Annotated in this window: 12 protein-coding genes; 5 read left to right on the top strand and 7 right to left on the bottom strand. The window is 72.6% G+C overall.

Annotated elements, in window-relative coordinates; translation table 11 throughout:
• Positions 1–8: 8 nt before the first annotated feature.
• The 6 genes from ABII15_RS38755 to ABII15_RS38730 all read right to left on the bottom strand — a co-directional run bounded on the left by ABII15_RS38755 (position 9) and on the right by ABII15_RS38730 (position 12059).
• Complete coding sequence (locus ABII15_RS38755) at positions 9–7784, bottom strand: amino acid adenylation domain-containing protein (RefSeq protein ID WP_353947383.1); 7776 nt, start codon at positions 7782–7784, stop codon at positions 9–11.
• Between the two features lie 37 nt (positions 7785–7821).
• Positions 7822–9009 (bottom strand): NAD(P)/FAD-dependent oxidoreductase, encoded by a 1188-nt coding sequence (locus ABII15_RS38750; RefSeq protein WP_353947382.1) that lies wholly within the window; start codon positions 9007–9009, stop codon positions 7822–7824.
• Positions 9010–9126: 117 nt separating this feature from the next.
• Positions 9127–9381 (bottom strand): acyl carrier protein, encoded by a 255-nt coding sequence (locus ABII15_RS38745; protein ID WP_353947381.1) that lies wholly within the window; start codon positions 9379–9381, stop codon positions 9127–9129.
• A gap of 16 nt (positions 9382–9397) precedes the next feature.
• A complete protein-coding gene (locus tag ABII15_RS38740; protein WP_353947380.1) occupies positions 9398–10990 on the bottom strand; it encodes an amino acid adenylation domain-containing protein in 1593 nt (530 codons plus the stop codon).
• A gap of 27 nt (positions 10991–11017) precedes the next feature.
• The gene (locus tag ABII15_RS38735) at positions 11018–11659 is read right to left on the bottom strand and encodes an LmbU family transcriptional regulator (RefSeq protein WP_353947432.1); all 642 of its coding nucleotides are present in this window, start codon (positions 11657–11659) and stop codon (positions 11018–11020) included.
• Between the two features lie 184 nt (positions 11660–11843).
• Positions 11844–12059, bottom strand: a complete 216-nt coding sequence (locus tag ABII15_RS38730; protein WP_111668599.1) for an MbtH family protein — start codon at positions 12057–12059, stop codon at positions 11844–11846.
• A gap of 380 nt (positions 12060–12439) precedes the next feature.
• Here ABII15_RS38730 and ABII15_RS38725 point away from each other — a divergent pair, with 380 nt between their 5' ends.
• The 5 genes from ABII15_RS38725 (at position 12440) to ABII15_RS38705 (ending at position 18130) form a co-directional block, all read left to right on the top strand.
• On the top strand, positions 12440–13189 hold the full coding sequence (locus tag ABII15_RS38725; RefSeq protein WP_353947379.1) for an alpha/beta fold hydrolase: 750 nt from the start codon (positions 12440–12442) through the stop codon (positions 13187–13189).
• Positions 13190–13457: 268 nt separating this feature from the next.
• A complete protein-coding gene (locus ABII15_RS38720) occupies positions 13458–14636 on the top strand; it encodes a serine hydrolase domain-containing protein (protein ID WP_353947378.1) in 1179 nt (392 codons plus the stop codon).
• 121 nt (positions 14637–14757) lie between these two features.
• Complete coding sequence (gene argC / locus ABII15_RS38715; protein WP_353947377.1) at positions 14758–15786, top strand: N-acetyl-gamma-glutamyl-phosphate reductase; 1029 nt, start codon at positions 14758–14760, stop codon at positions 15784–15786.
• Entirely contained in the window at positions 15783–16934 is a 1152-nt protein-coding gene (argJ, locus tag ABII15_RS38710; RefSeq protein WP_353947376.1) for a bifunctional glutamate N-acetyltransferase/amino-acid acetyltransferase ArgJ, read from the top strand. The genes argC and argJ overlap by 4 nt, the downstream gene beginning before the upstream one ends.
• A complete protein-coding gene (locus tag ABII15_RS38705) occupies positions 16931–18130 on the top strand; it encodes an acetylornithine transaminase (protein ID WP_353947375.1) in 1200 nt (399 codons plus the stop codon). The genes argJ and ABII15_RS38705 overlap by 4 nt, the downstream gene beginning before the upstream one ends.
• A gap of 7 nt (positions 18131–18137) precedes the next feature.
• Here ABII15_RS38705 and ABII15_RS38700 read toward each other — a convergent pair whose 3' ends face one another.
• Positions 18138–19166, bottom strand: a complete 1029-nt coding sequence (locus tag ABII15_RS38700) for a ParB/RepB/Spo0J family partition protein (RefSeq protein WP_353947374.1) — start codon at positions 19164–19166, stop codon at positions 18138–18140.

Here is a 19166-nt window from a genome sequence, read left to right as displayed (position 1 = left end):
CGCTTCTCCTAAACGGTCATCTGGCCCAGCTGGGGACGCAGCCGGGGGCGGTTCGACGTAGCCAGTTCCTCGATCTGCACCGCCAGCTGGGCGACGGTCGGATGACGGAAGACCGTCGTGACTTTCACGTCGACGTGGAGCTCATTGCGTATGCGGCCGGTCAGCCGGGTGGCGAGCAGCGAGTGCCCGCCGCGGTCGAAGAAGTCGGCGTCGATGCCGATCTCCGCCAGGCCGAGCAGGTCGGCGAAGAGCCGGCAGAGGACTTCCTCGGTGGGGTTGCGCGGTCCGCGTCCGGTCTCCGTCTCGGTGTGGTCCGGTGCGGGCAACGCCTTGCGGTCGAGCTTTCCGCTGGTCGTCGTGGGGAACTCGGTGAGCGGCACGATCGCGGTGGGGACCATGTAGTCGGGCAGGTGCCCGCGGACGTGGTCCGTCAGGGCGGTGAGGTCCAGTGCGGACGGTGTCGCGGTGCCGGCCGGTACGACGTAGGCGACGATGCGCTGGTCGTCGGCCCGGTCCTCGCGTACGACGACGACGGCGCTGTCGACGTCGGGGTGGTCGGTGAGGGCTTGTTCGATCTCGGCGAGTTCGATGCGGAAGCCGCGGACCTTGACCTGGAAGTCGGTCCGCCCGATGTACTCGACCTGACCGTCCTGCGACCAGCGCACCAGGTCCCCGGTGCGATACATCCGCGTCCCCGGAGCACCGAACGGGCAGGCCACGAACCGCCCCGCCGTCAAAGCGGTCTGACCCAGATAGCCCCGCGCCAGCCCCGCGCCCGCCAGATACAACTCACCCGCGACCCCCGGCGCCACCGGCTTCAGCGCCGCGTCCAGCACATACACCTGCGTGTTCCACACCGGCGCCCCGATCGGCACCCGATCCGCCCCCGGCACATGCCGGTACGCGGTCACCTCCACCGACGCCTCCGTCGGCCCATACAGGTTGAACACACCACACTGCGGGAGCACCTCGGCGACCCTGTTCGCCAAAGCCGGCGGGAACGCCTCACCCGCCACCTCGATCCACCGCAGACTCGTGCACCGACTCGCACCCGGCTCCGCGACGAACACCTCCAGCAACGACGGCACGAAGTCCGCCCCCGTCACCCCCTCACGCCGGATCAACTCCGCCAGATACGCCGGATCACGCCGCCCGTCCGGACGCGCGATCACCACCGCCGCACCCACCTGCAACGCCGCGAACAACTCCGGCACCGACACATCGAAACTCGCCGTCGTCGACAGCAGCACCCGATCCGCCGGGCCCACCCCGAAATAACCCAGCCCCCACGCCAACCGGTTCATGATCGACCGATGTGCCACCTGCACACCCTTCGGACCACCCGTCGAACCCGACGTGAAGATCACATACGCCGCATGATCCGGAGACAGCTCCCGCACCGGATTCGACTCCGGATACGAAGCCACATCCGGCAACACCTCATCCAGCACCAGCAACGGCTGAGCCACGTCCAGCACATGACGCACCCGGTCCGCCGGCAACTCCGGGTCCACCGGCACATACGCCGCACCCGACTTCACCACCGCATAGATCGCCACCAGCAGATCCACCGACCGCGCAATCCGCACCGCCACCAGACGCTCCGGACCCGCACCCCGCTCGATCAGCCAATGCGCCAGCCGGTTCGCCCGCGCATTGAACTCCGCATACGACAACGACTCCGACTCACCCACCAACGCCACCGCATCCGGCGACCGCTCCACCTGCGCCTCGAACGCCCCCGGCAACGTCCCCACCGCCACCTCACGCCCCGTGGCGTTGATGCGGTTGACGAGCCAGTCGCGTTCGTCGTCCCCGAGCACGTCCACCGCGCCCACCGGCACCGTCGGGTCCTCCAGGACCTGTTCCAGCACGCGGACGAGGCGGGCGGCGACGGTCTCGGCCGCGTCGCGCTCGTAGATGTTGCGCTGGTAGTCGAGGGAGAGCCGCAGGTACGGGTCGGAGGAGTTGAGGGTGAGGGGGTAGTGGGAGCCGGCGAAGGGGCGGATGGCGTCGATGGTGAGGCCCGCCGAGTCGTTCGCCTCGATGATCCCCTCGCGGTCGATGGGGTAGTTCTCGAAGACCACGATCGTGTCGAACAGGGACGGCAGACCGGTGCCGCGCTGGATGTCGGCCAGGCCGTAGTAGTGGTGGTCGAGCAGGCTGATCTGCCGGTTCTGGAGGTTCGTGATGACCTCGGCGAGCGTGTGCTCCGGTCGGCACAGGACCCTCGTCGGCAGGGTGTTGATGAACAGGCCGACCATCTCGTCGGACCCCGTCAGATCGGCGGGGCGGCCGTTGACCGCGGCGCCGAACACGACGTCCTGCTGTCCGGTCAGCTTGGCGAGCACGACCGCCCAGGCGCCCTGGAGCAGCGTGTTGAGCGTGACGCCCAGTTCGGCGGCGCGCCGCGCCAGTTCACGGCCCTGGTCGATGCTGAACGGCACCTCGACGCGGCCGAGCGATGCCGCGTCGCCCTCGGCGACCAGGTCCGCGGCCACGAGAGTCGGCTGGTCGAAGCCGTCGAGCTCGTCCTTCCAGCGGGCCGCCGACGCGTCCCGGTCCTGGCGGGACAGCCAGGTCAGGTAGTCGCCGTAGGAGCGGACGGGGCCGAGCGCGGCGGCGTCGCCGTACAGCCGGATCAGGTCCGTGATCACCAGCGGTGACGACCAGCCGTCGAAGAGGGTGTGGTGCGCCGTGATGATGAGCTTGGACTGCCGTGGTCCGCAGGTGAGCAGGGCCAGCCGCAGCAGCGGCGGCCGGGCGGGGTCGAGCTGGTCGCCACGGTCGGCGGCGAGGGCCGCGTCGAGCGCGGCGTCCTGCTCGGCCCCGGTCTGCCCCGTCAGGTCGAGATGGCGCCACGGCAGCGTGACGTGCTCGGCCACGACCTGCACCGGTTCGCCCTCGGCCGTGGTGAGGAACGCGGAGCGCAGGTTCGGATACCGCTCGAGCAGGGCCTGTCCGGCCGCCCGCATGCGTGCCGGGTCCACGGTGCCGGACAGGTGCAGGACGAACTGCATGTGGTAGACGTCGAAGTTGCCGTCGGCGAGAGCCGCCTGGAACTGGATGCCGGACTGGCCCGGGGCCTGCGGCCACACCTCGGCGAGGCGGCCGTAGCGCTCCTCCCAGGTCTCGATGTCGTCCTGGCCCACCGTGACCAGCGGAGCGTCCGACGGGGTCAGACCGCCGGCTTTCCCGCTCGCGGCGTGCGCGGCCATGCCGTTCAGGATCTCGACCCACGACTCGGCCAGCTGTGTGGCCTGTTCGCGGGAGAGCACCCCGGTGGGGAACATGAAGGCGGCCTGCAGCCGGGTGCCGTCGGGGGTGTCGGTGGCGACCGAGTTGACCTCGAGGGCGGAGAGCGCGGGCAGGTCCGGGTCGGGCTCGGCGATCAGCTCGGCGGACCACGCGGAGGGGCCCCAGCCGTCGGTGCGCAGGTGCTCGGGCACGTCGCTGTCGGAGATCCGGCCGAGGTAGTTGAAGCCGATCTGCGGTACGGCGAGGTCGGCGAGCTGTTCGGCGGCCTCCGGGTTGAGGTGGCGCAGCAGCCCGTAGCCGATGCCCCTGCCGGGGACCGCGCGCAACTGCTCCTTGACCCGCTTGATCGCCTGGGCGGCGGCGGGTCCTCCGGCGAGGACGTCGGCCGGGTCCACGCCCCGCACGTCGACGCGGGCCGGGTACATGGTGGTGAACCATCCGACGGTGCGCGACAGGTCGGCGCCGGGGACGACTTCTTCCTCGCGGCCGTGCCCTTCGAGGCGGACCAGGGTGGACTCGTCGGTGCCGCGCCAGCGGTTGACCGCCAGGGCGAGCGCGGCGAGCAGCACGTCGGTGCCGGTGGCGCGGAACGCCGCGGGCAACTCGGTCAGCACGGCCTCGGTGATGTCGGCGGGCAGCTGCACCCGCACGGTCTCGACGGTGGACCACAGGTCGACGGACGGGTCGAACGCGCGGGCGCCCAGCGGCGGGTTGACGTCTTCGAGGAGATCGCGCCAGTGGTCGAGCTCGGCCTCCCGCTCCTCGCTCAGGGCCTCGTCCTGAAGGGCGGCCGCCCAGCGGCGGGCCGAGGTGCCGACGGGCGGCAGCTCGGGGGCCCGGCCGGCGCGGACGTGCTGCCAGGCCTCGGCGAGGTCGGACATCAGGATGCGCCAGGAGACGCCGTCGACCACCAGGTGGTGCAGCACCACGAGGAGCCGGCCGGGACCCGACTGCGGGGCGAACCAGACGAAGTCCGCCATCCGCCCGGCCTCCGGATCGAGCCGGCCGACCGCGTCGTACAGCTCCGCCTTCGCGTCGGCGAGCGCGGACGGCGCCTGCAAGGGGCCGGCGCAGTCGACGCGGCGGATCAGGCCGGCCGCGCGCACGGTGCCGGCCTCGCCCGCCACGAGGGTGGGCTCGTCGCCGGGGACCAGACGGGAGCGGAGCAGGTCGTGGCGGTCCAGGACGGCGTCGAGCGTCGCGGCGAGTCCGTCCGCGTCCACGGTCTCGGGCAGTTCGAGCACCATCGACATGGCGAAACGGTTCGTCCCGCCGCCGTGTCCGAACACCTCCCGGGCCACGGGCTGCAACGGCATCGGGCCGACGCCGCCGCCCTCCAGCTCGTCGAGGACCGGTGCCAGGCCCTGGCGGGCGGCGGCCACCTCGGCGAGGCGGGCGGCCGTGCGGCACTCGAAGATCTCGCGGGTGGACAGTTCCAGGCCGCGGGCGCGGGCGCGGGCCACCACCTGGATGGAGCGCAGGCTGTCGCCGCCGACCGCGAAGAAGTCGTCGTCGATGCCGATCCGGTCGACGCCGAGCACGTCCGCGTAGGCGGCGGTGATGATCTGCTCGGCCTCGGTGCGCGGCTCCCGGTAGGTCTCGCCCAGGAACTCAGGTTCGGGCAGGGCCGCGCGGTCGAGCTTGCCGGTCGGGCCGAGCGGCAGACGGCCCAGCGCGACGAACGCGGAGGGGACCATGTAGTCGGGCAGTCGTGCCGCGACGAAGGTGCGCAGCTCGGCGGCGGACGCCCCGGCGAGCACGTCGACGTCGCCGATGCCGCCCGCGCCGTCGTCGCCGACGCCGCCCTCGCCGGTGTGCACCACGTAGGCGACGAGCCGCTTGCCGCCGGCGGGCACCTCGCGGCTGATGACGACGGCCTCGCTGATGCCGGGGTGGGCGGTGATCGCGGACTCGACCTCGGCGGTCTCGATCCGGAAGCCGCGCACCTTGACCTGTCCGTCGCCGCGGCCGACGCACTCCAGCTGCCCCTGCGCGTTCCAGCGCGCGAGGTCACCGGTGCGGTACATCCGCTCACCGGCGGGGCCGTAGGGGTTGGCGACGTAGCGTTCCGCGGTCAGGGCGGGGCGGCCGTGGTAGCCGCGGCCCAGGCAGGTGCCGACCACGTACAGCTCGCCGATCACGCCCTGCGGCGCGGGGGCGAGGCCGGGGCCGAGGACGTAGGCGCGCATGCCGCCCAGCGGTGTGCCGATGGGGGCGACGTCGCCGTCGGCCCAGTCGTCGGACGCGGCGAGGGAGAACGTGGTGGCGTAGAAACTCTCGCTCTGGCCGTAGGAGTTGACGATCTGCACGGCGGGCAGGGCCTCGCGCACCTGGCGCACCAGGCGTCCGGGCAGGACGTCGCCCGCGAAGACGACCGAGCGGACGTTCGGCGCCTTGTGCAGGTGGGGCACGAGTTCGGCGAGGACCGTGGGGACGCCGCTGATGACGTGGCCGTCCCAGCTGTCGCGTGTCGCGAGGTCCAGGGCGTTCTCGACCAGTTCGGCGGTGCCGCCGGTGGACAGGGTGGTGAGCAGTTCGAATACGGAGACGTCGAAGTTGACGGAGGTGCCGGCGAGCATCCGCCAGCCGGCCGGCGCGTCGAGCACCCGCACCAGCTCCCGCACGCCGGCGACCACGCCGCGGTGGGTGAGGGTGGCGCCCTTCGGCCTGCCCGTGGAGCCGGAGGTGAACATCACGTACGCCACGTGGTCCGGGTCCAGCGGCCTGGTCCGGCTCGTGTCGTCGGGGGCGCCCTGGGCCGTCGGCCACTGCGTCCGCTCGTCCATGTTCAGGGCGGTGACGCCGTCGGCCGGCACCTCCCGCCAGGTCGCGGTGTCGGTGACCGCGAAGCGCGGGGCGGCCTGCGCCAGCACGCTCTCGGCGCGTCCGGCGAGGTACTGCGGGTCCAACGGCACGTATCCGGCACCGGACTTGAGGATGCCGAGCAGCGCGGCCACCAGGTCCTCGGTGCGGGCCAGCGCGAGCAGCACCAGGTCCTCGGGGCCGGCGCCGTGGCGGACGAGCTCCCAGGCGACCGCGTTGGCGCGGTCGTCGAGCTCGCGGTAGGTCAGGGTCCGGCCGTCGCAGACGAGGGCCGGGGCGTCGGGCGTCGCCGCCACCTGCCGCTCGAAGAGGTCGGGCACGGTCGTGGCGGAGGCCAGTGCGGCGGGGTCGAGCGGGGCGATCAGGCGCTCGCGCTCGGCGTCGTCGAGGACGTCGACGGTGCCGATCGTGCGCCCGGCGTCGGCCACGAACTGCTCCAGGACGCGGACGAACCGCCGCGCGAGGCCCTCGGCCGTGTCGCGGTCGAACAGTCCGGTGGAGTACTCCAGCCGGCACCGGGCCCCGCCGGAGGCGTCCGGCAGCAGATCGAAGAAGAGGTCGAACTTGGCGGTGGCCGTCTCCAGGCGTTCGGTGCGCACGGCGAGGCCCGGTATCTCCAGGTCCGGCACGGGCGGCTGCCAGGAGAGCATCACCTGGAAGAACGGGTTGTACGCGGTGGAACGGTCCGGGTTGAGCAGTTCCACGAGCCGCTCGAACGGCATGTCCTGGTTGTCGTACGCGGCCAGGGACCGCTCGCGCACCTGGTCGAGCAGGGTGCGGAAGGTCGGGTTGCCGCTCAGGTCGGCGCGCAGCACCCACGTGTTGACGAAGAACCCGATGAGGTCGCGCAGTTCCTCGTCGGTGCGGTCCGTGATCGGGGCGCCGATCGGCAGGTCGTCGCCGCAGCCGAGGTGGTGCAGGAGCACGGCGAGCGCCGTGTGCATCACCATCGACACCGTGGCGTCGGCCTCCGTGGCCAGCTTCTCCACGGCGCCGAGCAGCGCGGGCTCGATGCGGAACGGGACGCGGTCGCCGTCGGGGCTCATCACCCGCGGGCGGGGGCGGTCCGTCGGCAGCTGGATCGGCTGCGGCAGGTCGGCCAGCATGTCGCGCCAGTAGGCGAGTTGGCCGGCCGCGACGCTTTCCGGGTCGGCCTCGTCGCCGAGCACGTCGAGCTGCCACAGCGTGTAGTCCGCGTACTGGACGGGCAGCGGCTCCCAGGCCGGGGCGGCACCCTCGCGGCGGGCCGCGTACGCCGTGGTCAGGTCGCGGAACAGGGGTCCGAAGGACTCGCCGTCCACCGCGATGTGGTGGGCCACGACGACCAGGGTGTGCTCCTGCGGCGCGCTGCGTATCAGGCGGGCGCGGATCGGTATGTCCGCGGCCAGGTCGAAGGTCTCGGTGGCCACCGCGTCGACCGCCGCGGCCCGCTCCCGCTCCCCCGCGGCCTCGACGAGCCCCAGTTCGAGCGGGCGCTGCCCGGAGGCGAGGACCTGCTGGTGCGGGACACCGTCGTCGCCCTCGACGATCACCGTGCGGAGGGCCTCGTGCCGCTCGACGAGGTCGCGCAGGGCGGCCCGCAGGGCCGGCACGTCCAGCTCACCGGTCAGCCGCAGGGCGAAGGCGCCGTTGTAGGTCGGCGAGGGGCCTTCGAACCGGTCCACGAACCACAGCCGACGCTGCGCGAACGACAACGGGATCATTGTGTCTCCAAATCGGCAACCGGGAAGCGGTCGTCACTCAGCTCTGGTCGAGCAGGGTCAGCAGGTCGTCGTTGTAGAAGTCGTCGAGGGAGCACGCGCCCGACAGCGTCGAGAAGTACCGGTCGATGTGCTCCTGGTGGCCGACCAGCTTGCGCAGCATGTCGGTGCGCCCCTCGGGCTTGAGCTCGGCCACGTTGAGGGCGCCCTGGTACTGGCTGAGGGCCTCGCCGCTCAGGTTGAGCTCGTAGCGCTCCAGCGCCGCGTCGAGCGCGGCGTCCTCGTGCAGGTCCTGGCCGATGTACTCGGTCAGCGACTGTGCCTGGACGAAGGCCTCGGTGATGCCGCGGGCGGTGATGGAGTCCTTGTGAGTGACGGCGTCGCCGATCAGCGCCCAGCCGGGCCCGTACGCCTTGCGGAAGAAGTTCTCCTGGTGGCCGGTGCCGTAGAGCTGCTCCACGCGCCGGCCCGCGCGCATACGTTCGTGGAGCTCGGGGGCGGTGGTGCGGAAGGTGTCGAGGTAGAACGGCTCCACGCCCTTGCGGACGTCCTGGTACTCCTCCTGCGGGAAGTACGTCATGAGCAGCGTGAGGTCGTCGTTGGTGGGGATGACGCCGATCCAGCGGCCGGGGCGCTCGTACAGCTCGAAGTCCGAGGGCACGTCGGCCCAGTAGCTGTAGTAGGTGCAGGTGACGCGCGGGTGCTCGATGACGTTCGGTGCTCCCGCCTTGCGGGCGACCAGCGAGCGCATGCCGTCCGCGCCGACGACCAGGCGGGCCCGCTCGACGGCGAGGGCTCCGCCGGGCGTCGTGTAGCGCACGCCGGCGACCCGGCCGTCCTCCCACACCAGGTCCTTGACCGCGCAGCCCTGCCGGAAGTCCACGCCCGCCTCGACGGCGCCCTCCGCGAGGAGCGGGTCGAGCACGTACCGCCGCGGCGCGTACGTGTACGTGACTCCGTCGAGCGGCAGGGAGAAGCCTTCGATGCGGACGCCCGGGCCCTCGTAGCTCTGCCGGGTGATCTTCCTGCACCCCGCGTCGCGGAGCTTGTCGAGGAGCCCCCAGCGGCTGAGCAAGGACATTCCCTGCATATGGATGTAATGCGAGGAGAGCGTGTCCTGCGGGAATTTCGCCTTTTCCAGAAGCAGGACACGATAACCCTGCCGCGCAAAGAGCATGGCCGTCGGCGAACCCGCGCAACGGGCACCTACGACAATCACGTCGTACATGGCTCTCCTCTCTTACCGGATGATTTTTGGCACGGCTCGACCGCAGCCTCTTTTTCATTTCGATGCTAATCACGGTGTCCCGCCGGCGGGACACAACTCAGGCCCTGACAGGACCTGTTACGAAGAGGCCACCGCGCCGAGCGATTCGATGTATGCGGTGATGGACGCCACCGTCGGATTGAGGAACATCTGGTCCATCGGGACCTCGACGTTGAGCTCGTCCATGAATGCGCCCTGGATCTGCACCATGATGACGGACTGGCCGCCAAGGGCGAAGAAATCGTCATCGGGCGAAATGTTGTCGCGTTTCAGTTCACGGCACCAGATGGCGTGCACGCGGTCGGCGATCATCGCAGTCCTCTCGTTCGTCATGACGGTCCTTGCCGATTCATGCCGCGGTGCCGCCGGCGCTGAGTGCGTGATGCTTCTCCAGCGACGCGACGAGCGCCGCGCGGTCGACCTTCCCGTGCGGGCTGAGCGGGAGGCGGAGAATGTTCACGAACCGGGCCGGGACCATGTTCCGCGGCAGGACCCGCAGCAGCCCGGAGCGCAGGTCGTCCTCGGTGAGTTCATGCCGCGTGGGCACGACGAAGGCGGTCAGTTCGGCCTCCCCCGCACCGCTTCGCGTGACCGCGACGGCGGCCTCCCGGACCCCGGGCAGCCGGCCGAGGACCCGCTCGATGTCGGTGGGGTCGATCCGCATGCCGCGCACCTTGACCTGCGCGTCCATCCGTCCGGCGACGACGAGTTCACCGTTCTCCGTGACGTGGCCGCGATCGCCCGTGCGGTAGAGCCGGACCGGGGCGCCGTCGATGACGACGGTCGTGAACTTCGCGTTCTCCGGGCCCGAGCCGCCCAGGTAGCCCGCGCCGACGCCCGCCCCGGCGATGCAGATCTCGCCGGACTCCCCCGGCGCGACGCCGCGCAGTTGCTCGTCGAGCAGGTGGATGTCGGTGTTGTACGCGGGCCTGCCGACCGGAGCGATGGCATGGTCGCCGGCCCGGTACGCGGACAGGTCGTAGGAGGTCGCGACGTCCGTGCACTCGGCGACGCCGTACTGGTGCAGCAGCGTGCACGTGTTGCCCTCGCGGCGCATCCATTCGGTGAGCCGCTCGGGCTTGAGCGCCTCCCCGCCGAAGAGCACGTGGTCGAGCCGGGTGAGCGCGTCGCCGCCTCGCGCGGTCTCCCAGTCCACGAGGACGTACAGAGTGCTGGAGGCGCAGTGCACCACGCGGATGTCGTGCTGGTCGAGAATGCGGTAGGCCATCATGGCGTCGAAGTTCCGGCTCGCCATGAGGTGCTGGGTCGCGCCGCAGAACAGCGGTGTCATCAGGGCGCGCTGGGACAGGTCGAAGCCGAACGCGCTGACGACCAGGTTGTGCGATCCGCCGTCCAGGCCGTACTCGAGCTTCAGCCAGTTCATGAGGTTGAACCAGCCCTCGTGGCGTACCGCGGTCAGCTTCGGCGTGCCGGTCGAACCGGAGGTGAAGACCGCGTAGCACAGGTCGTCCCCGGTCACCTCGACCGCGGGCCGGGTCGCCGGGAGGCCGGCCAGCGTGCCGGAGAGCCGCTCCAGGTCGACGACGTCGACGGTGGCGGCGGCGACCATCGGGGCGGTCGCCTCGGACGCCACGATCAGCGCGAGGTCGGGCACCTGCCCCAGCAGCTGTTCCAGCCGGGCCGCCGGGTAGGCCGGGTCGAACGGCACATAGGCCGCGCCCGCCTTGAGCGTGCCGAGGAGGGCGACGAGCAGGCCGAAGGAGTAGTCGAGGCACAGGCCGACCTTCGCGCCGCGCCCGTGGCCGCGCTCGACGAGATAGTGCGCGAACCGGTTCGCGGCGGCGTCGAGTTCGGCGTACGTCATGTGCTCGCCCGCACGGACGACGGCGAGGGCGTCGGGCGTGGCCGCCGCGTTCGCCTCGAACTGCTGGTGGACGACGGGCGCCGGGGGCAGGGCGACCCGCTTTCCCTGAAGGATCATCAACTGACTCCGATGTGAGAGGTCCCTCTAGGCGGATCGCCGGTCGGCGGTGTCGAGCACCTGGGTGACCCACTGGTCGACGGGGAGGCCGTGCGCGGCGGCGGCCTTCGAGTAGTACTCGAGCTGGCCGGCGGAGAGCTCTATGGTGAGTGTCGTGACCTGCTGACGGTGCTGGTCGGCGGGCGGCCCGGCGAGGCGGGGGGCCGGCCGGCCCTGCTCGCCGTCGGGGCCGGTGCCGGGAGCGCCGTCGGCCGCGGCCGTGGCGTCGGCGGCGGACGGGCCGGCGGGCGAGGCGCCGCTCTGCACGGCCAGACCGGCCCGGACCGCCCTGCGCAGTTCGTTGCGCGACCACTTCTGCTGTTCGGCCTTGCGCAGCCAGTAGTCCTGCTCGGGCGGCGCCAGGCGGGTCACCTCGGCGTGATGGGCGAAGCTGAGGGAGTCGCGCCTGCGGTGGTGCTCGAACCGCCGGGCCACCCAGGCGTAGTTGCGCAGGGTCTGGTAGTCGAGACCGGTCCGCTCGATGGCCTCCTTGTACCGGCGCCACCCGTACGTGGCCTCGCCGAAGAGCAGCCAGTCGGCGAGCCACCACGCGGAGGAGTTCACCAGCTCGCGCAGATTGGTCCCGATCTCCTCCCAGGCCCTCTCCGGCAGGTTCTGCGGGAAGGTCATCCCCGACTTCCGCACCTTGGCCGGTGTCCCGACGAAGTTCGAGGCCACGTCGCGTACGGGCGCACCACCGTCCGCCACCGGCCTCGCCCCGTGTCTGCTCGCGGTTCTCACGGCGCCCGTCGCCACGTTCATCTCCCCCATCCGAAGTGTCCTTGCGGGTGTCGCGCGTCCGGGAAGCGGGGGGTCAGTCCCCCGCCATGGCCTCCTGGAGGCTCTTGGGCCGCAGGTCGGTCCAGTTCTGCTCGACGTACTCCAGGCACTCGGCGCGGGACGCCTCGCCGAACACGGCGCGCCAGCCCGCGGGCACCTCGGCGAACGCCGGCCACAGGGAGTGCTGCTCCTCGTCGTTGATCAGAACGTGGAAGCGGCCGTCCTCGTCATCGAAGGGGTTCGTGCTCAACTGGCACCGTCCTTAACCGTCACGGAATGACTCGGGATTGGGATGCGGCGGGCCGGGCGCGACAGCACCAGGCACGATCGCCGTTCGGCGTGGTCCGGTCGGCCGCGGACGCGGTGTCCGGCGAGCCGGACAACGGCGTCGGGCCACCCCGGCGTTGCCACGTCACCGTAGGGACCCGGACGAGGCGGCTACAAGGGCCGGAGGGCCGAGTCGTCCCGGGCTCGAGCGGTTCTGTATCCGCCCCGGACGCCGCCTTCGGGAACACCGGAAAAGAACCGCTCGACGTGGGCTCCGGGACGGCCGGAGCGGGCCTTGAGCGGGGTCCGTACGGTGACCGGAGGCACTATCGTCGGCAGGTGCGCCCGAGCCGAGGGAGAGCGATGGACGGCACCCGACCGGCCCGGCCGGAGCTGCGGCTGTTCGTCCTGCACCACGCGGGCGGCTCGCACGTGCCCTTCCGCCACTGGCCGGCCGGACTGCCGGACACGTGGGACGTGCGGCTCCTCGACGCCCCGGGGCACGGCCATCTCATGGACCGCGCGCCGATCCAGGACGCCGGGCTCCTCGCCGACTTCCTGCTGCGCGCCGTCGCGCCCGCACCGGACGTCCCCTACGCCCTGTTCGGGCACAGCATGGGTGCCCTCCTCGCGTACGAGATCGCCTGCCGGGCCGTCGCGTCGGGCCTGCCCCGGCCGGTGTGGACCGGCGTCTCCGCGCGGCCCGCGCCGTGCACGGCCGACCGCTCCGTGCGTTACGGCGATCTGTCCGACGCCGCGCTGCGGGACCGGCTCAAGCGGCTCGGCGGCACACCCGACGAGGTCTTCGACGACCCGGACCTGTGGGCCGTGTTCGCCCCGGTCATCCGGGCCGATCTGCGGGTGGTGGAGAACTGGCGCCCCCGGCCCGGCACGGGGCCGCTGCCGGTGGCCCTGTCCGCCTTCGCGGGCGCCGGGGACCACGCGGCCCCGGCGGCGCGGATGGCCGGCTGGGCGGAGCGCACCGAGCACTTCATCGGGCTGCACGTCCTCGACGGCGGCCATTTCTACTTCGCGCACGACCCCGGTCCGCTGCTGCGCCGGATCGAGCAGGACGCGCGCACGGCGCTCGCGGCGTCGTCCCGCCTCCGCTGACGGTCCCGGGGGCGGAATACGACCGACCGCTTCCGGCCGTCCACGGTCCGCCCCACAGGCTGCGGCCCGCCCCGGCACCGGGGTCCGCCCTCCCCCGGCCGGCCGTTCGCGGCGGCCTGTTCCTCTTGTCGTGCCTGGTCATCCGGTCGGCGGTCGGCGGGATCGCCGCACGGGCTATCGGCCCGGGACACGGCTGACCTACGGTGCCGCCGTCGATGCGCACAAGTAGGACATCGGCCAACTACGGGCGACAACAGGGGAGCGGGCCATGACGACAAGACGGATGAGACCGAGGGCCGGCGTGGTGGGTCTGGCGGCCTGCGCGATCATGGCCACCGCCTTCGCGGGTCCGGCGGGGGCCGCGCAGGACAGGGCCGCCACGCCGGCCTCGCACGCGGCGACGCAGCGCGCGATCGACGCGGCCGTCGCGGCCGGCGTGCCCGGCATCACCGCCGAGGCGCGCGACGCCTCCGGGGTGTGGAAGTCGGCGACGGGCGTGGGCGATCTGAGGACGGGAGCACCGCGCGGCCTCAGCGACCGGTTCCGGACCGGCAGCATCACCAGCACCTTCGTGGCGACCGTGCTCCTGCAGATGGAGGCGGAGAAGAAGCTCAGCCTCGACGACAGCGTGGAGCGGTGGCTGCCCGGCGTGGTGCAGGGCAACGGCAACGACGGCCGCGCCATCACCGTGCGCCAGCTCCTGAACCACACCAGCGGCCTGTTCGACTACTTCTCCGACCCCGCGTACGTGCAGACGTACGTGCTCGGGGACGGCTACCTCCAGCACCGCTACGACACCCTGGCGCACGACCTGCGGGTCAAGGTGGCCCTCTCCCACCCGCCGGCGTACCGGCCCGGCGTCCGGCACTGGTTCTCCAACACCAACGACGTCCTCGCCGCGATGGTGGTAGAGAAGGTCAGCGGCAAGAAGTACGAGGACGAGGTGCGCCGCCGGATCATCTCCCGGCTGGACCTGACGGCGACGTCGAACCCGGGAACGGCGACCACGCTGCCCCGGCCGAGCAGCCGCGGCTACTCCAAGCTCTTCGCCGACCAGCCGGACCGGATCGAGGACGTCACCGAGGTGAACGGGTCACAGGCCTGGGGCAACGGCGACATCATCTCCAGCGCGGCGGACCTGAACCGGTTCTACGCGGCGCTGATGGGCGGCAAGCTGCTGCCCCCGCAGCAGCTGAAGGAGATGAAGACGACCGTCGTCAACCCCGACGTCCCGGTCTCGTCCTACGGGCTCGGCGTCGAACGGCTCACGCTGAGCTGTGGAACCGACATCTGGTACCACGACGGCGGCGCGGTGGGCTGGATCTCCGTCTCCTCCTTCACGGAGGACGGCCGTCACGTGTTCACCTTCAACTACAACAGCGACTTCGCCGGCGAGACGCTGCTGCCCGTCCTGGACGCCGAGTACTGCGGCACGCCGGCCGGCTGACGCCGGACGGCCGGGGCCCCGGTCCGCCCGGACTCGACGCGCCGTCAGGTGCGGGCGGATAGGTATGGAGCACCGGCCCGCGGCCGCGTTGGAACGACCTGACTGTCAACGGGGAGGACTCATGACCGTGCGAGCAGCCGTGGCGGGAGCCAGTGGATACGCGGGAGGTGAACTCCTGCGCCTGCTCCTGAACCATCCCGGGGTGGAGATCGGCGCGCTGACGGGGCACTCCAGCGCGGGGCAGCGGCTGGGCGCGCTCCAGCCGCACCTGGCCCCGCTGGCCGCCCGGGAGGTCCTGCCGACCTCCACGGCTGCGCTCGCCGGCCACGACGTCGTCTTCCTCGCCCTGCCGCACGGCCAGTCGGCGGCCGTCGCACGGGAGTTGGGCGAGGAGACCCTGATCGTCGACTGCGGCGCCGACTTCCGCCTCGCGGACCCGGCGGCGTGGGAGACGTTCTACGGCTCCCCGCACGCCGGCACCTGGCCCTACGGCCTGCCCGAACTCCCAGGCGCCCGGACCGCGTTGGCCGGGACCCGGCGCATCGCGGTACCGGGCTGCTATCCGACCGCGGTCCTGCTGGCCCTCTTCCCGCTGTACGCGGCCGGGCTCGCCGGACCGGAGGCGGTGGTCGTCGCGGCGTCCGGCACCTCGGGCGCGGGCAAGGCCGCCCGGACGGACCTGCTCGGCAGCGAGGTCATGGGCTCCATGCGGCCCTACGGCGTGGGCGGCACCCACCGGCACACGCCCGAGATGAGCCAGCACCTGGCCGCCGCGGCGGGCGCCCCGGTCGCCGTCTCCTTCACCCCGACGCTGGCCCCCATGTCCCGCGGCATCCTCGCGACCTGCTCCGCGGCCGCGCGCCCGGGGGTGGACGCCGACGACGTACGGGCCGCGTACGACAAGGCCCTGGCCGACGAGCCGTTCGTCCGGCTGCTGCCCGAGGGACAGTGGCCCGCGACCGGCGCCGTGCACGGGTCGAACACCGCGCAGGTCCAGGTGGCCCTCGATCCCGCGACCCGCCGGGTCGTCGCGATCAGCGCCATCGACAACCTGGTCAAGGGCACGGCGGGCGGGGCCGTGCAGAGCATGAACATCGCCCTGGGCCTCCCGGAGGCACAGGGCCTCTCCACGATCGGAGTCGCCCCGTGAGCGTCACCTCGGCACGAGGCTTCACCGCGGCGGGACTGGCCGCCGGGATCAAGGAGAACGGGGGCCGCGACCTGGCGCTCGTCGTCAACCAGGGGCCGCGGTACGCCGCGGCGGGCGTCTTCACCTCCAACCGTGTCCAGGCCGCGCCCGTCCGCTGGACCCGCGACGGCCTCGCCGACGGCGTACTGCACGCGGTCGTGCTCAACTCCGGCGGAGCCAACGCCTGCACGGGCTCCCAGGGCGCGCACGACACCCGCGCCACCGCGGAGCGGGCCGCCGCGCGGCTCGGTGCCGCCCCGGCCGACGTCGCCGTCTGTTCCACCGGTCTGATCGGCGTACCGCTGCCCATGGACCGGCTCCTGGCCGGCATCGACCGTGCCGCCGACGGGCTGTCGGAGTCGGGCGGGAAGGACGCGGCCCTCGCGATCATGACCACGGACACGATGCCCAAGACGGCCTCGGCCGGCCACGACGGGTGGACCGTCGGCGGGATGGCCAAGGGTGCCGGGATGCTCGCGCCGGGCCTGGCGACCATGCTCGTCGTGCTCACCACGGACGCCGTCGTCGACAGCGGGGACCTGGACCGGGCGCTGCGGGCCGCCACCCGCGTCACCTTCGACCGGGTCGACTCCGACGGCTGCATGTCCACCAACGACACCGTGCTGCTGCTCGCCTCGGGCGCCTCCGGGGTCAACCCGGAGTACGCCGGGTTCGCGGAAGCCGTCCGCGTCGTCTGCGACGACCTCGCGCGGCAGCTCGTCAAGGACGCCGAGGGCGCCGACAAGGAGATCCGCATCGAGGTCACGGGCGCCGCGAGCGAGGACGACGCCGTCGAGGTGGGCCGTTCCATCGCCCGCAACAATCTCCTCAAGTGCGCCCTGCACGGGGAGGACCCCAACTGGGGCCGGGTCCTGTCCGCCATCGGCACGACGAAGGCCGCCTTCGAACCCGACCGGCTGAACGTCGCCATCAACGGCGTCCGGGTCTGCGAGAACGGATCGGTGGGCGAGGACCGCGCGCTGGTGGACATGACCGGCCGGGAGATCTCGATCCGCGTCGAGCTCGACGCGGGCGCGGACTCCGCCGTCATCTGGACCAACGACCTCACCGCCGCGTACGTCCACGAGAACAGCGAGTACTCCTCATGAGCACGGGCAACGAGGCGCTGGCCCGGCGCTGGCAGGACGTCATGATGGACAACTTCGGCACCCCCTCCCTCGCGCTGGCCCGCGGTCTGGGCACCCGGGTCTGGGACGCGGAGGGCACCGAGTACCTGGACTTCGTCGGCGGTATCGCGGTCAACGCCCTGGGCCACGCCCATCCCGCCGTGGTGCGGGCCGTGTCGGAGCAGGTCGCCTCGCTCGGGCACGTCTCGAACCTGTTCATCGCGGAACCGACCGTGCGGCTCGCCGAGCGGCTGCTGCGGCTCGCGGGGCGCGAGGGCCGGGTCTACTTCTCCAACTCCGGCGCCGAGGCGAACGAAGCGGCCTTCAAGATCGGCCGGCTCACCGGGCGCACCCACATGGTGGCCGCCGCCGGCGGTTTCCACGGCCGCACCATGGGCGCCCTCGCCCTCACCGGCCAGCCCGCCAAGCAACGTCCCTTCCTGCCGCTGCCCGGCGAGGTCAGCCACGTACCGTACGGCGACACGGAGGCGCTGCGCCGCGCCGTCACCCCGCGCACCGCGCTGGTCGTGCTGGAGCCCGTGCAGGGCGAGAACGGTGTGATCGTGCCGCCGGCCGGCTATCTGCGGGCCGCCCGGGAGATCACCGCGGCGGCCGGTGCCCTGCTGGTCCTGGACGAGATCCAGACCGGCATCGGGCGCACGGGCCACTGGTTCGCCGCTCAGGCCGACGGGGTGGAGGCGGATGTCGTCACGCTCGCCAAGGGGCTCGGCGGCGGTCTGCCGATCGGCGCGACCCTCGCCTTCGGCGCGGCCGCCGAGCTGCTCACGCCCGGCACGCACGGCTCGACCTTCAGCGGCAACCCGGTGGTCTGCGCGGCGGCTCTCGCCGTCCTGGACACCATCGAGGAGACCGGTCTGCTCGCCCGGGTGGCCCGCACGGGGCAGCGGCTGCGGCGGGGACTGGCTGCCCTCGGTCACCCGGCCGCGGGGGAGGTCCGGGGCGCGGGGCTGCTGTTGGGGCTGGTGCTGCGCGGCGACCTCGCGGGGCGGGTGCGGCAGGCGGCGCAGGACAGGGGGCTGCTGGTGAACGCCGTGGCCCCGGACGTCATCCGGTTCGCGCCGCCGCTGACCGTCTCGGAGCGGGAGGTCGACGCGTGCCTGGAGCGGCTGGGGGCGGCCCTGGCCGACGTGGCCGGTGCCGGGCGGCGGGCCGCCTGACAAACGGTCAGGCGCGGCGGTTCTCCAGTTCGTTGGCGAGCCGCAGCCAGTGGTCGGCGCAGCGGCGGGCCGCCTGCGCGAGGATGTCCGCACGGTGCCCGGGCACGCTGCGCGCGAGACGGAGCCACTTCGCCTCGTCGCCGATCGAGTGGACGCTCAGCATCCGCAGCAGGGTGCGTCCGGCCTCCGTGCGCAGCGACGGATCCTTGGAGACGCTGGGCAGGAGCAGCCCGATGGCGGCGGCGGGGACGCGGGCCGCGGCCCGCCCGGCCCCGGTGGTGCCCAACGCCTCGGGCAGGGCGGCGCCGGTTCTGCCCGGCACCCTGCCGGCCGGCAGCGGGCCGCGGCCCTGCCGCATCCGGTCCCGTACGTCCTTGGCGGTGGCCGTCGCGATCCCGGCCACGGCGGCGATCTCCCGCAGGGTCGCCCCGGGGTTGGCGGCGATCACCTGGCTCGCGCGCAGCCGGCCCTCGGCCGCGCGCAGCGGGCGCACCCGTCCGTCCCGGCCGACGCGCGTGTTCAACTGTTCGTCCTGCGCGGTCGAACGGCGCCGGACGGCGGCGACGGTGCCGGCCGAGAGCCCGGTGCCGGCGGCGATGCGCCGGTCCGACCAGGAGGGGCGCGCCCGCAGGAGCCGCTCGGCGGCGGCGGCCCGGTCCGCCTGGGTCAGCGGCAGTCCGTGCGCGATGTTGAGCCGTACCGCGAGCGCGAAGGCATCCGTGTCACCGCCGTCGAAGAACTCCGCCTCGATGGTGTCGTCGCCGCGCAGGCGGGCGGCCCGGACCCGGTGCATCCCGTCGATGACGCGCAGCGTCGCGCGGTGCACGAGGATCGGCGGGAGCGGCGCCTCCAGTTCGGCGAGCCGCCGGACCCGCTCGCTGTCCTCGCCGTCGATCCTCGGCGAGTCGGAGTCCAGCAGCGAGTCCAGCGCCAGCACGGCCCGCTCGCGGCCGGCTCCTTCGTCCGCGCGGGCGGCCTCGCCGGTGGCGACCGCAGCCCGGGTGATGTCCGCCGTGACCGGTCGAAGCGCCGTCAA

It is taken from the genome of Streptomyces sp. HUAS MG91 (assembly GCF_040529335.1).
Taxonomy (GTDB): domain Bacteria; phylum Actinomycetota; class Actinomycetes; order Streptomycetales; family Streptomycetaceae; genus Streptomyces; species Streptomyces tabacisoli.
This window is presented reverse-complemented; position numbering and strand designations above follow the sequence as displayed.